General features: G+C 53.9%; 11 protein-coding genes. All 11 read right to left on the bottom strand.

Translation table 11 applies throughout. The features are described from left to right. Positions 1–3: 3 nt before the first annotated feature. The 11 genes from SBI19_RS17650 to pyrR all read right to left on the bottom strand — a co-directional run bounded on the left by SBI19_RS17650 (position 4) and on the right by pyrR (position 15,849). Complete coding sequence (locus SBI19_RS17650; protein ID WP_317970539.1) at positions 4–2,919, bottom strand: ABC transporter permease; 2,916 nt, start codon at positions 2,917–2,919, stop codon at positions 4–6. Positions 2,920–2,922: 3 nt separating this feature from the next. Beyond that, positions 2,923–3,993 (bottom strand): efflux RND transporter periplasmic adaptor subunit, encoded by a 1,071-nt coding sequence (locus tag SBI19_RS17645; protein WP_317970537.1) that lies wholly within the window; start codon positions 3,991–3,993, stop codon positions 2,923–2,925. Then, a complete protein-coding gene (locus SBI19_RS17640; RefSeq protein ID WP_317970535.1) occupies positions 3,959–4,816 on the bottom strand; it encodes an ABC transporter ATP-binding protein in 858 nt (285 codons plus the stop codon). The genes SBI19_RS17645 and SBI19_RS17640 overlap by 35 nt, the downstream gene beginning before the upstream one ends. Before the next feature lie 308 nt (positions 4,817–5,124). Then, the gene (locus SBI19_RS17635; protein ID WP_317970533.1) at positions 5,125–6,846 is read right to left on the bottom strand and encodes a methyl-accepting chemotaxis protein; all 1,722 of its coding nucleotides are present in this window, start codon (positions 6,844–6,846) and stop codon (positions 5,125–5,127) included. 230 nt (positions 6,847–7,076) lie between these two features. Continuing rightward, positions 7,077–7,724 carry an orotate phosphoribosyltransferase gene (gene pyrE, locus SBI19_RS17630; protein ID WP_317970531.1) on the bottom strand — a complete coding sequence of 216 codons (648 nt, stop codon included), beginning with the start codon at positions 7,722–7,724 and terminating at the stop codon, positions 7,077–7,079. Further along, the gene (gene pyrF / locus SBI19_RS17625) at positions 7,721–8,452 is read right to left on the bottom strand and encodes an orotidine-5'-phosphate decarboxylase (RefSeq protein ID WP_317970529.1); all 732 of its coding nucleotides are present in this window, start codon (positions 8,450–8,452) and stop codon (positions 7,721–7,723) included. Before pyrF ends, pyrE begins: the two co-directional genes overlap by 4 nt. A 130-nt stretch (positions 8,453–8,582) precedes the next feature. Next, on the bottom strand, positions 8,583–11,795 hold the full coding sequence (gene carB / locus SBI19_RS17620) for a carbamoyl-phosphate synthase large subunit (RefSeq protein WP_317970527.1): 3,213 nt from the start codon (positions 11,793–11,795) through the stop codon (positions 8,583–8,585). Next, positions 11,782–12,927: a carbamoyl phosphate synthase small subunit gene (locus SBI19_RS17615; RefSeq protein ID WP_317970525.1), complete on the bottom strand. Its 1,146-nt coding sequence runs from the start codon at positions 12,925–12,927 to the stop codon at positions 11,782–11,784. Before SBI19_RS17615 ends, carB begins: the two co-directional genes overlap by 14 nt. A 41-nt stretch (positions 12,928–12,968) precedes the next feature. Next, the gene (locus tag SBI19_RS17610) at positions 12,969–14,258 is read right to left on the bottom strand and encodes a dihydroorotase (RefSeq protein WP_317970523.1); all 1,290 of its coding nucleotides are present in this window, start codon (positions 14,256–14,258) and stop codon (positions 12,969–12,971) included. Positions 14,259–14,308: 50 nt separating this feature from the next. Further along, positions 14,309–15,208, bottom strand: coding sequence for an aspartate carbamoyltransferase catalytic subunit (locus SBI19_RS17605; RefSeq protein ID WP_317970521.1), 900 nt, complete (start codon positions 15,206–15,208; stop codon positions 14,309–14,311). An 83-nt stretch (positions 15,209–15,291) separates the two neighbouring features. Beyond that, positions 15,292–15,849 (bottom strand): bifunctional pyr operon transcriptional regulator/uracil phosphoribosyltransferase PyrR, encoded by a 558-nt coding sequence (gene pyrR / locus SBI19_RS17600; protein WP_317970519.1) that lies wholly within the window; start codon positions 15,847–15,849, stop codon positions 15,292–15,294. Between the last annotated feature and the right edge of the window lie 740 nt (positions 15,850–16,589).

Genomic DNA, 16,589 nt, shown 5'->3' with positions numbered 1-16,589 from the left:
CGTCTACCGCTCCTCTCCCATTTTGACTGCCTGATGAACGCGCAGCCTGCGGATGTGAAGCAGCAGCAGCATAGCGCCAAGCACCATCATGACGGATACGACCATGTACAGCTGATTCGTATCTTGTGAATCGAATACGACTCGGAACGGCGGTACCGAGTTCTCGACATTGTCCGTCGTCTGCAGGAACGGCAGGAACAGCAAGCTTGCGATTTTGCCAATGAGGATACCAAGTCCGATCGACAACCCTGCCGTAAATACCTGTTCGAGCAGGAGCATGCCGGTCAATTGTCTGCGCGACAGCCCCATCGCCCGAAGCACGCCGAACTGAACGACGCGTCCCGAGAGATTGAAGAACCAATACAACACGTAGCCCGTCAGCGAGACGATAATCGAGACGAGGAAGCCGAGACTCAAGATGCCGAACACACCGCCGCGCGTCGGATGCTTCGACTGCGTGAGAAGCTCTGTCCGTGCATCTGTAACCGATGCTAGTTCCACACCTTGCTTCTGCAGCTCTGTCATCACCGGACCAACCAAAGCGCCCGGCTTCATCTTCAGCCATACATCGTAAGGAATAATCGGCACTTGATCGTAGATGTAATCCAGGTTCGCAATAATGAAAGGCGACTTATCCGGATACTGCGTCGGCCAGTATGGCACGATGCCTGCGACCGCAAACTCAATGACGCCGTCCGTCAAACCAACAGAAACGGTATCGCCAAGCTTCAACTGATATTTGTCTGCCACCGACTTCGGAATAATGGCCGCCTGCTCGAACAAACCTAAATTCCGCAAGTAGTAGAATGGATGAACCGGGAACAGATCATCGCCGAACCATGCCACCTTCGAGAAATCGACGTTGTCGATCCCCATCAAGGTTCCTTGCCCGATCGAACGGTCTGCAACCCTTACGCTTCCTTTGGTCTGCAGCACACGTGCTGCAGCCTCTACGCCGTCCATTTCTTTGAACAGCTGGAACGGCGGCTCCGAATAATTGATCCGCGTCGGCGTGTTACCCCCGCCGGATTGTCCGCCGCCTCCGCCTTGACCTCCACCGCTGCCGCCTTGACCGCCGCCTTGACCGCCGCCTTCGCCGCCTTGACCTCCACCGCCGTTATTGCTGTTGTCGGTGATGCTGACTTCGGCTGTACCCTCCCAGACCGTCTGCATAATAACGTCTGTTCCGTATTTGTACTGCGTGCGTTCGGTCGAGTTGAGATCAATCGTACGTGCCGCAGATGCGTTATACACACCAAGTCCGAGTGTCAATATGAGCAAAATCATAAGCGGATAATAGCCTTTGGACGAACGTGACAGCTGCACGAGCGTCAGATAGAGCGGCACCGGCAGCAGCTTGCGGCCGAGCCAGTTGAACAATCTTAGCAGCCAAGGGAATATGCGCAGGAAGAATAGTCCCAATGCGAATATGGCAATGGCGGGTACGAAGAACAGAAACGGCTGTACGTTCAGCTGGTCTGTCGTCATACCGGTCTTGAACGAAATCATTTGCCGCTCATTGAACAAGTACCAGCCATACCCCGCAACGCCGAGCAGCGCTACATCCAAGAACCAGCGCTGCCATACCGGCCTGCGATCGGAACGTGCCATCTGCTGCTTATAAACGACGATGGACATCCGTGCATAGCTGATGGCTGGAATGACGGTCGCGAGAATCGCGAGCACGACTGCCGCACCACCGGCAATGATGGCATCCATCGTGAAGCCGACCGGGATCGACTTACGGTCGACGAAGGTCAGGAAGCCGTTCGCCGAGCCTATGCTCTTCGCCATGAACCAGCCTAAGAACGGGCCGATAGCAAGCGCCAGCACACCTAGCAACAATCCTTCGAGCAAATAAATAAGAATGATCTGCTTCGTCTTCGCACCGCGGCTGCGAAGGACGCTAATATCGGAGCGCTGCTTATCGAGCGATTGCCTAGCGTTCATCGCGATGAAGAAGAATACCATCGCAATCATCGGCGCCGCCAGCGTGAACAGCAGCGTTTGCAGCTGGATGCTCTGCTTGCGGAACTCCGAGAGCGTCGATGCGAATGAGATCTCGATCTTCGTATCCTTCATATGCTGATACAAGTCGATGTTCATTCGCTCCAGCGTCTTGCTGAGCGGCGACAGCTGGCTTGTTGCAATCTCTCTTAGATCAAAAGCATAGTACCAGTTGGCCGTATGCAGCGGGATATGCTGCTGCCCCATCAGCCCATCGACCATCGTCTTATCGCCGACAAGAAGACCGCTTACCAGACCTTCAATGCCTTGGTACCAATACGGATCGGTATCCGACTTCGGCTTGAATGCACCGACGATCTTCACCTTCAGCGTTAGATCGAGACCGCCGTAGACGGGATATTCGAACTCATCATCGATATGAACATCGTTGCGGAACATGGCTTCCTCCAGCATGACGGCTTCAATGACGCCGTCGCCGCTGTTGTTGGCCGAATCAACGAACCATCTGCCTTGCGTCAGATCCACCTTGTCTTCCAAACCTGACATCGTCATCAGCGCCAATTGGCGTACACGGCTCGGATCGACCTTCGTAATATCGACAGGCACAACCTCGCTGCTGCGAATGGAATAAGTGCGAACATCGGTTGAAACCGGGAATCCGACTTTCTTTGGTACATCCTCATGAATATATCGGTCTACGTCAGTGAGCGCCGATAGATCCGTCTGCGTTCCCGCTGCTGCTTGATTGCGAATGAGCAGCGAACCTGCTGGCAGACCGGCGCTCTTCTCTTGCAGCGATTGCGCGACAACGCGCTTCAGCGCCCCATCGGCGTACATCGGAATGCTCGTCGTGAACGCGACCGCAATGATCAGTCCGGCGAACGTGCTGAGCGTCAGCCAGCGAGTGTTCCACATTTTGCGATACAGAAACCGAAACAACGGGATCCCCATAGCTTATCGACCTACGACTTTCTGTCCCGGTGTCAATCCTTTCAGGATTTCCGCTTCGGTAGAAGTTTGTTGGCCGACCTCGACGTCAACCTCGCGTTTGGATCCGTCTGCCTCGACAACCTGCACATATTGGCGGGCGCCGATGCTGCGCAGCGCGGACAGCGGGATGACGACAGCGTTCTCCTTGCGATTCACTATAATGTTAAGCGACAGCGGCGTTCCCCTCTGCAGCCCTTTAGGCATCTTCGACAGTTGAACGATTAGAAAATCTTCCGGACGCTCCGGCTTCTGCTGGCCGCCTTGGCCATTCTGCCCGTTGTCATCCGTCGAGGCCGGAAGCGGCAGCTGCTTGACGACGCCCTTCACTTGACCGATGCCGTTAATGTCGGCAAGGACCTCCATGCCGAGCGACACTTTCGCGAGCTGATCCTTGGTCAGCTTCGCGGCAGCTGTCAGCTGAGCTGTATCCGCCACGATTGCGATTGCCTGATAGGCCTTGATCTCGTCGCCCTTCTGGACGTTCAACGAGACGATTTTGCCAGTGAAAGGAGCCGTAAGCACCGCCTTATCAATCTCTTCCTGCAAATCCGTCAGCGCTTGACGCCCTTCCTCAAACGTAATGACCGCCTCTTCGAAATCGACCGGATCCATCTCATCCTTCGTTCGCAGCGTCTCTTTCATCTTCGATTCTTGTCGGCGGAAGTCGAGCTTCTTCGTTCGCAGCTGCTTCTGAAGATCGTCCACATCCAGCTCAGCGATCGGATCGCCAGCCTTCACATCTTGACCGATCTTCACGTACAACTCCTTCAGCCTCTTCTCATTGAGCGTGAAGTACAACGTCTCCTCCTGCATCGAAATAACCTTGCCGACGGACGAGACTTTCGTCTCGAGCGTTGCCGTCGACACTTCATATTCCGGCTTCTTCGATATCGTAGGCGGCGTAATTGCCGGCAGCTGTTCTTCCTCCTGTTCCTTCGGCAGCAACCCGCAGCCTCCCGCCGTTAATAGGGATAAGCTGAGCACGACTGCCGCGCTCCGCTTAAATAAACTTTCCATCCACCATTTCGTAAACATGGTCGGCAACCTCCAAAATTGTAGGATCATGCGTTGTCATGCATATAGTTACTTGTTCTGTTGCGATAATTGTTTGGAAAACTGCCATGATTTGCGCGGACATCTGTGAATCAAGCTCCGCTGTCGGCTCATCGGCGAGCAGCAGCTTCGGTCGATGCGCAATTGCTTTGGCGATCGCAACCCGCTGCTGTTCGCCGCCGGATAGCTCGAACGGACGATGATGCATCCGCTTCTCCAATCCGACGAGCCGCAAGCAATGAGCTACCCGTTCCTTCCATTCTCTCTTCGGCACGCCGGCCATACGAAGCGACAGCTCTACATTCTCCCAAGCGGACAGAAGCGGCATTAACGCATAGGCTTGGAAAATAAAGCCGATCTCCATCCTTCGAACCTTCGTCCTGTCATTGTCGCCAAGTTCGTGAAATGGCCTGCCATCGAACCAGATCTCGCCTTTGCTCGGCTGGTCTAACCCCCCTAGCATATTCAGCAGCGTTGTCTTGCCAGAGCCCGAGCGGCCTCTAAGCATGACTAACTGACTTGGAAGCACCTGCATGGTAATGCCCTTCAGAACATGAAGCGGCTGACCGCCTACGCTGAACGTTCGTTCAACGCCGCTGACCGTCATGATGGGTTCAGTCGATACGACTCTTCTGTTCTTCGGGACGGCTGCGAGCTCGCCCGTTGCCTCCTGCTCCACGAGGCTGTCAGACGAAACGGCGATTTCATGCTGCGCTAATTCGCCTTCGGACGTCTCTTGCGGAGTGGAATTGTTCTTCGCTTGTTTCGTTTTTGATTTCGATTTCCATGTGGTCAATAAACCCATAGAGGGGTGGTCACCTCCGCCTATCCTTTTTTCATTTTTCTCATTTATCCTATAGACGGAAGCATTGGAAGAAAAGTTACGCTGGATTACGATAATTTTCCTAAAAAAGTTCTACATCTCTAGACGGCAGTGAAACAGAGGCGTGTGTAGGCCTTGCATGCTGTGAATTGCTTGTCTTTATGGGGCTAAGCTATCGTATTCGAGCGAAAAAAAAGAAATCAACGTTGCTGGGCAACTTGATTTCTTGTGAGGTTTGGCAAGAGAAATATGAAGAGATCTTAATCTACATTCTATAAGTTAATAACGATTTACTTCACTTTAAAGTGCGAGACGGCGCTCGTCAGCTCGCTTACGATTTCTTGAAGCTGCTTGGCCGATTCCGCCATGCTGCCCATGAGCGCAAGTTGTTCTTCGGTTGCTGCTGCAACCGATTGGATTTTGCCCAGATTATCTGCTGCTGCATGCTTCGACATCTCCATCGATGCGCTCACCTGCTCCGCGCTTGCCGACATTTGCTCGGCGATTGCGGAGTTTTCCTGCAGCTGTTCGGATACTCGCTCGATTGCACTCGCGATTCGCATGAATTGATCATCGAGCACTTCAATCGTCTTGCTGCTCTTCTCAACTTCTACCAGCGTCTCGCTCATCGAGGTCGATGCACCAGAGATATCTGCCATCGTTGCCGTTACGAGCTCTCGGATGTTATCCGCAGAATGGAACGATTGCTCCGCCAATTTACGAATTTCGCCCGCGACGACGGCAAATCCTTTGCCATGTTCGCCTGCACGCGCCGCTTCGATCGAAGCGTTAAGCGAGAGAATGTTCGTCTGCGAAGCAAACGCCGTAATTTCATCCGCGATTTTGCCGATCGTACCCGAATGATTCTCCAGCGTCTGAATCGACTGCGACAATCGGTTAAGAATAACCTTCATCTCATGCATCTGCCCAATCATATGATCCAGTGAGTTACGGCCTTCTGAAGCATAGGAGGAAGTGTCTGTCGATTGCGATGCCATCTCCGACGTATTCTCAGCAATGCGGGCGATTCCGATTGCCATCTCCTCGATCGCGCGAGCTGTTTCTTCCGCGCCTCTTGCCTGCACTTCCGTACCGCTCGTCACTTCTTGAATATGCTCGGCGATGTGGCTGGCAGATGCAGCTGTTTCACGCGATGCCGTATTAAGCGTGACGGAGGAGTCCGCAACTCTGCCTGCATTGTCAACAATGCCGCCGATCATCGACTTCAGGTTGCCGATCATAGCGTCCGTGCTCTTGAGAATCGTGCCAATCTCATCTGAGCTGTACTGCAATTCCGATTCCACCGTCAAGTCGCCTTGCATAATTCGAGACGTCTTAGAGGCAGCGCTGCGAACCGATTGGCTGAGACGACGCATGACAACATACATGAGAATACCTACCACCACGATAATAATTCCCGCTGCAATAAGCGCCGATTGCTGTGAATCACTGTTTTCTTTATCAATCCGCTGAAGTGATTCTAACGCATACTGATCAAGAATATTGCCAATGACGTCGATTCCAGACCTGCCTTGTGTGAACAACGCGTACAATTCACCACTCCCATGCTTGCCATCTTTGAGTGTCTGGCCGGTCCCTTCTGCCCAAGCGTTAAATCCATCGGCAAAATCTTTGAACAATGCCGATACCGGACGATCGGAGCCCTGTTCGGTAATATTCATAAGTCCTGCCTGTTCGATCAACTGACGAGCATGGGCCATGCGGTCATTCGCTTGTTTGATGTTTTCTTCGTAATCTTTTATCGCATCTTCTCTTTCTTTACCTGAAGGATTGCCCATATCGATAAATGTATAAGCGGATAACGCCTGATAGACGTCGCGGTCGGCGTTCATGATTTCGTTGTTAGCTGAATAAGAGGTGACGTATAGCTGCTCCTTCAGCTTATCGACAGTCGAATTGACGTACAGAGGGTAATAAATCGACGTCCCAATATACAGTAAGAATGGAATCGAAATCAAACCAATTACTTTCGTGCGAAATCCTAATTTCATAACACATCTTCCCTTCCTCTTCGCCAATCTTCTAGTTGTCAGAGCACGGCTTCACATGACTGATACCCATCTTATCGGCGAAACATTTTCGGATAATTAGAAGAAAAAGCATAAACAACGAAAATAAGCAAAAATGCTTAGAAAATTATAAAAGCCACTAAACTAATTGCGCGGAATGCGCCTAGTTTAGCGGCTTTTCTTCGTAAAACTTCAATGGAGATGCGATTCAATTATTGGCCAAAAGCTTGCGGATTCTCGCGCCACGATTTCAGCGTCTCGATATCCGACGGCTGCACTTTGCCGATCTCAGCAGCTACTTCGATGAGCGCCGAGTAATTCGACAGCGTCTCGAGCGGAATGCCTGCATTCGCGAACGCATCCGCAGCTGCAGCGAATTGGTAAGAGAAGATGGCAAGCACGGCGTTAACGTTCGCGCCAGCTTCTTGAACCGCGATTGCGGCTTTGAGCGAGCTGCCGCCCGTCGAGATGAGGTCCTCGATCACGACAACGTTTTGACCAGCCTCGATGCGGCCTTCGATTTGATTCTGTTTGCCGTGACCCTTCGCTTTATCGCGAATGTATGCCATCGGCAGACCGAGCTTCTGTGCAACCCATGCAGCGTGCGGGATACCTGCTGTCGCCGTTCCTGCGATTACTTCAGCATTCGGGTAACGTTCACGGATAACGGCTGCGAAGCCCTCTGCGATTAGGTCGCGAATAGCTGGGTAAGTCATCGTCAGGCGGTTGTCGCAATAGATAGGCGATTTCAGGCCGGACGTCCAAGTGAATGGCTCATTCGGGCGAAGAGCTACCGCTTCAATTTCAAGCAAACTCTTCGCGATTTCACGGGGAAGTTGTTCTACAGATACTGTCGTCATACTGCCATCAGCTCCTTAATAATCGATTCAAGCGCTTCGCGAGGGCTAGGCGCTGCTGTGATCGGTCTGCCGATTACCATGTAATCGGTGCCTGCTATAATCGCTTGCGCCGGCGTCATGATGCGCGATTGGTCGCCGATGTCGGCGCCAGCCGGGCGGATGCCGGGCGTGATCGTTTGAAAATCAGTGCCGCACGCCGCTTTGATCGCGACGACTTCCTGCGGAGATGCCACGACGCCGTTCAAGCCGGCTTCGCGCGCGAGGCGCGCATAACGCAGTACCGCTTCTTCAACTGGACCGGCAATGCCAATTTCGTCGTTCAGTACAGCTTGGCTTGTGCTGGTCAGCTGCGTTACTGCAATGACTGCAGGACGTTTCGCACCTGCTGTCAGCGCAGTTTCGACGCCTTCGAGTGCTGCCTCCATCATCGCTTTACCGCCTGCTGCATGGACATTGAACACATCCACGCCAAGCTTTGTAATGCTGTTGGCTCCGCCTTTAACCGTATTCGGAATATCGTGCATCTTCAGATCGAGGAACACGCTGTAGCCGCGTTCTTTCAATGCGGAGACGAAGGATGGTCCTGCTGCATAATACAGCTGCATGCCGACCTTCATATAACAAGGAATGCCCTCCAGTTCGCGCAGAAGCTTCTCTGCTCCTGCCGCTTCAGGATAGTCGAGTGCGACCATGATGCGGCCTGCTGCTTGCTCATATGTCAAACCCATCGTATAGACCCCTTTCAGTCGGGTGTTTGAGACTTATATTCGGACATGGAAGGCGGCCACCCGCCGCCGTCCTTGAAGCTCCTGCTCGGATGCTTCGAGGACAGCCGTCGTTGGCCGCTTACCGTCTGACTTATTTGAATACCGGCATCGAACGGGACGAGAAGTTCAGCGTCTCGAGCATGCGGAGCAATGCGCGAACCGTATCGAGCGACGTCAAGCAGACTGCGCCGTTCTCCACCGCTTCGCGGCGGATGCGGAAGCCGTCACGCTCAGGCGTTTTGCCCTTCGTCAGCGTATTGACGACGAAGTTCGCTTGACCCGTACGGATCAGGTCGAGGATGTTCGGCGTGCCTTCGGAGAGCTTGTTCACACGCGTAACGCGCAGACCTGCTTCTTCGAGTGCCGTAGCCGTACCGCCGGTTGCGATGAGCTTGTAGCCAAGCGCTGCGAAACCTTCCATCAGCTCGACTGCATCTTGTTTGTCTTTATCTGCTACCGTTACGACGATTGCGCCCGTCGTAGGGATTTTCATGCCTGCGCCGATCAGACCTTTGTACAATGCTTTCTCGTATTGTACGTCGCGGCCCATAACTTCGCCTGTCGATTTCATCTCTGGCGTCAGCGTAGGGTCGACGCGGCGGAGCTTCGCGAACGAGAACACCGGCACTTTGACCGATACGTATTCGTCTTCTGGCCACAGACCGTCCGTGTAACCGAACGAGCTCAGCTTCGTGCCGAGAATCGCTTGCGTTGCCAGGTTTGCCATCGGCAGGTTCGTTACTTTGGAGAGGAAAGGAACCGTACGGGACGAACGAGGATTAACCTCGATGACGTACACTTTCTCTTCATGGATAACGAACTGGATGTTGACCAGACCGATTACTTGCAGTTCCTTCGCGATCTTGATCGTGATGTCGATGATCGATTGCTTGATCTCATCGGACAGCGATTGCGGCGGATATACGGCGATCGAGTCACCGGAGTGAACGCCTGCGCGCTCGACATGCTCCATGATACCTGGGATGAGAACCGTCTCGCCGTCGCAGATTGCGTCGACTTCCGCTTCTTTACCCAGCATGTAGCGGTCGATCAGAACCGGATGCTCTGGGTTGATCTTCACTGCTTCTTTCATGTATACGAGCAATTCCGTATCGGAGTATACGATTTCCATTGCGCGGCCGCCGAGTACGTACGATGGACGTACGAGCACCGGATAACCGAGGCCTTGTGCAACTGCTACTGCTTCGTCAACATTCGTTACCGTGCTGCCTTTAGGCTGCGCGATGTCGAGCTTGCTGAGCATTGCTTCGAACTTCTTGCGATCCTCTGCTGCATCGATGCTCTCGAGGCTCGAGCCAAGGATGCGTACGCCAGCTTTGGCAAGCGGTGCAGCCAGGTTGATTGCCGTTTGGCCGCCGAACTGTACGATTACGCCGATTGGCTTCTCTTGCTCGATTACGTTCATTACATCTTCGAAGAACAGCGGTTCGAAGTACAGGCGGTCAGACGTCGAGAAGTCTGTCGATACGGTCTCTGGGTTGTTGTTGATAATCACCGCTTCGTAGCCTGCCTTCTGGATTGCCCATACAGCATGCACAGTCGAGTAGTCGAACTCGATGCCTTGACCGATACGGATCGGACCGGAACCAAGCACGAGCACCTTCTGCTTGCTCGATTCGGTTACTTCGTTTTCTACTTCATATGTCGAATAGTAGTACGGCGTCGTTGCCTCGAACTCAGCTGCGCACGTATCTACCATTTTGTATACAGGCTTCAGACCTTGCTCCAGACGCAATGCGCGGATCTCGTCTTCGTGCGTATGCGACTTCGCAGCGCCTTCGCGGCGGAGCTCGGCGATCGAACGGTCGGAGAAGCCTTTGCGCTTCGCTTCGTACAGCGTTTCACGCGTCAGCGTTGCTTCCTTGCGGATGCGGTCTTCGAATGCGATGATGCTTTCGATTTTGTCAAGGAACCACCAGTCAACCTTCGTCAGATCTTGAATGTCGAGCAGTGCCCAGCCGCGGCGGAATGCCTCAGCGATCAGGAACATACGCTCGTCGTCCGGCTTGATCAGACGTGCTGTGAGCGTCTCGTCGTCAAGCGACGTAGCTTCTTTCAGGTTCAGACGGTGTACGCCGATCTCGAGCGAGCGAACCGCTTTATGAATCGACTCTTCGAATGTACGGCCGATCGCCATAACTTCGCCAGTCGCTTTCATCTGCGTGCCGAGCTTACGGTTAGCCGACGTGAACTTGTCGAACGGCCAGCGCGGAATCTTCGATACGATGTAGTCGAGCGTAGGCTCGAAGCAAGCGTATGTTTGACCCGTTACTGGGTTTACGATTTCGTCCAGCGTGTAGCCGATTGCGATCTTAGCTGCCATCTTCGCGATCGGGTAGCCCGTTGCTTTGGAAGCAAGCGCCGACGAGCGGCTAACGCGCGGGTTAACTTCGATGACATAGTATTGGTAGCTGTGCGGGTCGAGCGCGAACTGTACGTTACAGCCGCCTTCGATGTTCAGCGCGCGGATGATCTTCAGCGATGCCGAACGGAGCATTTGGTACTCGCGGTCGGACAGCGTCTGGCTTGGCGCTACGACGATCGAGTCGCCCGTATGAACGCCTACTGGGTCGAAGTTCTCCATGTTGCAGACAACGATACAGTTATCGTTCGCATCACGCATAACCTCATATTCGACTTCCTTCATGCCTGCGATCGATTTCTCGATCAAGCACTGGCCGATTGGGCTATAACGGATACCCGATGCAACCGTCTCAAGCAGTTCTTCTTCGTTCGCGCAAATACCGCCGCCCGTACCGCCCAGCGTGTATGCCGGACGAACGATGATTGGGTAGCCGATTTCGTTAGCGAAGTCGAGCGCTTCTTGAACCGTCGTTACGATAACGGATTCTGGCACTGGCTGCTCCAGCTCGCGCATCAGTTCGCGGAACAAGTCGCGATCTTCCGCTTTCTCGATTGCCGTCAGCTGCGTACCGAGCAGCTTCACGTTCTCGCGTTCCAGCACGCCTGCGCGCGCCAATTCGACTGCCATGTTGAGGCCCGTTTGGCCGCCCAGCGTTGGGAGCAGGCCGTCCGGCTTCTCTTTGCGAATGATTTGGGATACGAAGTCAAGCGTAATTGGCTCGATGTAAACTTTGGAAGCCATGTTCGTGTCGGTCATGATCGTGGCTGGGTTGCTGTTAATGAGAACAACCTCGTAGCCTTCTTCCATCAATGCTTGGCAAGCTTGCGTGCCGGCGTAGTCGAACTCAGCCGCTTGTCCGATGACGATTGGGCCGGAGCCGATGACGAGAATTTTTTTGAGTTCATTATTTTTGGGCATACTGCAGTTCTCCCTTCAGCGTCTCCTGCAGCCGTGTTTGAAGCGGCTTAGCTGGATTGTTTTTCTTGTGTGTACGAATCATGTCAAGGAATTGATCGAACAGGTAGCTCGAGTCATGCGGGCCAGGCGCCGCTTCCGGGTGATATTGAACCGTGAACACAGGGTGTTTCTTATGTTTCAAACCTTCGATCGATTTGTCGTTGTTGTTGATGTGCGTAACTTCCAGATCCGTGCCAGCGATCGATTCTTCCAGTACCGTGTAACCATGGTTCTGCGAAGTGATGAAGCAGCGGTTCGTTGCGAGTTCTTTAACCGGGTGGTTACCGCCGCGGTGGCCGAACTTCAGGCGCGTCGTGTCTGCGCCGCAAGCGAGTGCGAACAGCTGGTGTCCAAGGCAGATGCCGAAGATCGGGAATTCGCCGATCAGCTGCTTGATCGTCTCAACTGCGTAAGGAACGTCTTTCGGGTCCCCAGGGCCGTTGGACAATTGAATGCCATCCGGGTTCAGGCGGCGAATTTCATCAGCCGTTGTGTTGTGTGGTACGACGATAACGTCGCAGCCGCGTTGGGACAATTCTTTCACGATGCCGCTCTTCGCACCGAAGTCGATGAGAACGATGCGCTCTTTGTTGCCTGGAGCCGAGAACAATTGTTTCGTCGACGTGCGCGCAACTTGGTCGCGGAGCAATTGAGCTACGCCCAGACGTTCTTGCAGTTCTTCAATGCGCTCGTTGCCCGTCGTCAGAAGGCCTTTCATCGTACCGAAGTTACGCAGTTTGCGAGTAAGCATACGCGTGTCGATGTCGCTGATGCCCGTGATGCCGTACTCTTTCAGCAGGCGATCGAGCGAGTATTCGCCGCGCCAGTTGGATGGCACTGGCTCGTGGCGGCGTACGACGAAGCCGTGGATGTAAGGGCGAACCGACTCGAAGTCGTCGCGCGTAATGCCGTAGTTGCCGATGAGCGGATACGTCATCGTCACGATCTGACCGCAATAGGATGGGTCGGACAGCACCTCTTGGTAACCTGTAATGCCTGTATTGAATACGACTTCGCCAGCCGATTGACCCTCAGCGCCAAACGCGAGGCCCGTGAACAGCGTTCCGTCTTCCAACAAAAGTCTTGCTTGCATCCGAATTCACTCCTCAGAAGTTATATATAGTAGTTCCTTTATTACGCTTGGTTGTAAACGACTTTACCATTGTAGATCGTAGTCGTTGGCCAGCCGTACAACTTCCAGCCGCCGAATGGCGTGTTGTTGCTCTTCGACGAGAACGTCTCAGGGCGAACTTCGCGCTCGTTCTCCAGGTCGACGATCGTCAGGTCAGCTGGTGCGCCTGCTTCCAGACGGCCTGTTAGCAGTCTGAAAACGCGTGCCGGATCCGACGTCATACGCTGGAGCAGGAAGCCAAGCGTCCATTTGCCCGTGCGTACGAACTTCGTGTAGAGCAGCGGGAACGCTGTCTCGAAGCCGACGATGCCGAAAGGCGCAAGCTGCGGTCCGCGTGCTTTCTCTTCTGCGCTGTGCGGCGCATGGTCGGTTACGACGATGTCGATCGTACCGTCCTCGAGACCTTCGATTACCGCTTGTACGTCTCGCGGCGTGCGGAGCGGCGGGTTCATTTTCCAATTCGCGTCGTCTACGCCTGGAATGTCCTCATCCGACAGCACGAGGTGATGCGGGCAAACCTCAGCAGTGATCTTCACGCCGATCGACTTCGCAAGGCGGATCAGACGAACCGACTGCTCTGTGCTGACGTGGCAGACATGGTAGTGAACGCCTGTTGCTTCAGAGAGCAGCGCATCGCGGCCGACGTGGATCGCTTCCGATTCGTTCGGAATGCCTTTGAGGCCGTGCTTCTTCGCGAAGTTGCCTTCCGACGCCCAAGCGCCTTCAACCAGCGAGTCATCTTCGCAGTGTGCGATAACCGGCATGTCGAGCGACTTAGCCAGCGTCATCGCGTTCTTCATCATTTGTGCGTTCTGTACGCCCACGCCGTCGTCCGTGAAGCCGATTGCGCCAGCTTCCTTCAGTGCCGCGAAGTCCGTCAGCTCACGACCGAGCTCGTTCTTCGTGATAGCTGCATAAGGCAGGACGCGCACAACGCCTTCCTTCGCTGCTTTGTCGAGAATGTATTTCACGGTTTCAGCCGTGTCCGTAACCGGCCGCGTGTTCGGCATGCAAGCGATCGTTGTGAATCCGCCTGCTGCAGCCGAGCGCGTACCTGTTGCTATGTCTTCTTTATATTCGAAGCCCGGGTCGCGAAGATGTACGTGCATGTCGATGAAACCTGCGCTGATCAGTTTGCCTGCTGCATCCACGACTTCTGCGCCTGCCGTGTCCGGCGTCTGGGAGCCGTCAACGATTTCCGCAATCGTGTCGCCCTCTACCCGAACGTGTTTGCTTTCTACCGTGCCTGCTGCTTCGTTCCAAATAAGTCCGTTAAGTACCCAAAGTGTCATTCTTCGCTAACTCCCTTCGTTGTTGCCGTTCATCTATGTTCACCCTAGCTTTAGCTCAGTGCCCGCTCCATAACCGCCATTCGGATCGGAACGCCATTGGACATTTGCGGGAAAATGCGGGATTGCGGATGTTCGACAAGCTCGCTGTCAATCTCGACGTCGCGGTTAACCGGTGCAGGGTGCATAATGATCGCATGCGATGCGAGCTGCTTCACGCGATCAACCGTTAGACCGTAGCCTTCGCGATACGCTTCAGCGGAATTCATCACGCTGCCTGCATGCCGCTCCAGCTGTACGCGGAGCATCATAACCACGTCTGCGCGAATCGCTTCGTCCATCGAGACATAAGGCGCATCAAGCTCTGCCGCTTGCATGCTGCTCGGTGCGCAGAACTGTACGTTGGCGCCGAACTTGCGAAGCGCCCACAGATTCGAACGAGCGACTCGGCTGTGCTGTACGTCGCCGATGATCGAGACGTTCAGGCCCTTCAGGCTGCCGAACTGCTTGCGCATCGTGTACAGATCGAGCAGCGCTTGCGTTGGATGCTCGTTGTTGCCGTCGCCTGCGTTAATGAGCGGAACCTTCACATTCGCCGCGATGTCAGCCAGCATGCCGATTGGCTTCAGTCGGATGACTCCTGCGTCGATCCCCATCGACTCGAGCGTCTTCACTGTGTCGTAGATCGATTCGCCTTTCTCTACGCTCGATGCTGCCGCTGCGAAGTTCATCACCTCTGCGCCGAGCCGCTTCTGCGCCATTTCGAAGGAGAAACGCGTCCGTGTGCTGTTCTCGAAGAACATGTTTGCAACGAATTTGCCTTGCAGCACCGGGTTCAGCTTAATCGATTGCTGTTCCCAATAAGCCGCCCGATCGAGAATCGATTCGATTTCTGCTGCGTCCAGATCCTTCAATCCGAGTAAGCTGCGTTGCTTGATTGCCGTTGTCGTCATTTGGCAAAGCCTCCCTAGTCCATTTGTTAGCCGCATACGACTTTGTGGTTCGTGGTCTTGCTTCAGTTCCAATCCGTTAGCCGCTAGCTTAAGTAGATGCTTATCGTAACCTTGTCTTCCCCATCCACTTCAGCCAGCGATACTTCGATCTGCTCCTGCTTCGAGGTAGGTACGTTCTTCCCGACAAAATCAGGTCGAATCGGAAGCTCTCGATGACCGCGGTCAACCAGCACTGCCAGCTGAATAACCTCCGGTCTTCCGCAATCCATGACGGCGTCCATCGCTGCGCGAATCGTTCGTCCGGTGTACAGGACATCGTCGATCAGCAGAATGCGTCGACCTTCGACGTTCAACCCGCAGCCCGACTCACCGTTGCCAGCCTTGCGCCGATCTAACGCTCCCGATCTGCGATCATCGCGATAAGCGGTAATGTCGAGATCAATGACTTCAACCGGCTTGCCTTCGATTTCCTCGATCAGCATGGCGAGACGCTCGGCGAGATAGATCCCTCTCGTCCGAATGCCTACCAGCAGAACATTGTCAATGCCTTTGTTTCTCTCGACAATTTCATGCGCGATTCGAGTCAATGCGCGTCGGATCGCCGTCTCGTCCATTAGTATCCGCTGCTGTTCTACCGTCATGGAAGCCGCTTCCTCCTTCATCCTCGTCAGGCGAGCGTGCACAAAAAAACTCCTTGCCCTACAGGCAAGGAGTTAGCTTGATAACCCGGTGCACCAGCAGTGCAAACCGACAGCACCGCATTAGGCCGCAATAAAGACGCGACTATAGAAACGGTGCTCGGTTCTGCCGTCTGTGGGCCGACCGAGAAATATGTTATCACGCTACCTTGCCAGCCTCTCTGGGCTGATTTAAAGGTACTGCTTTATCGAAAGAAATTATCCCACATTCGACACCAACTGTCAAGGCTCCCGCCAGCTTTTCCGCCCCATTGTTATCAGGGTTGTCGTCTTTATTATGAGTGATGCGAATGAGCACTACTCAGCTGACGAGGAACGGTTTATTGGTGGTTTAGGGGGAATGTGCTGCGATCGTTTAAAATTGTTACTTTAGATCTTCAATCGGACTCGCGCTCACATAGGTGTTGGCACGGGAAGGAGTGTTGTTTTGTTCGTTCGAATCCACTGCTTCATATCTCCTCAAGTGTGGACATTACATTGCAGCAATTATTACGCTCGCTAATGGCGCGCTGGCTCCATAAGGTGCATTTCTGCTCCTTATTAGGCTCGCTGTGGTTCGACGGCTTCAATAAGGTGCGTTTCTACACCTTATTAGACTTGCTGGTGGCTCGATGGCTCCGATATGGTGCGTTTCTGCACCTTATCAGACTCGCTGTAACCCGATGGCTCCAATATGGTGCGTT

Origin of the sequence: Paenibacillus sp. CCS19 (assembly GCF_033239625.1) — a bacterium.
Taxonomy (GTDB): Bacteria; Bacillota; Bacilli; order Paenibacillales; family Paenibacillaceae; genus Paenibacillus_T.
The sequence above is the reverse complement of the archived record's forward strand: the minus strand, read 5'-3'. Positions and strand labels throughout refer to the sequence as shown.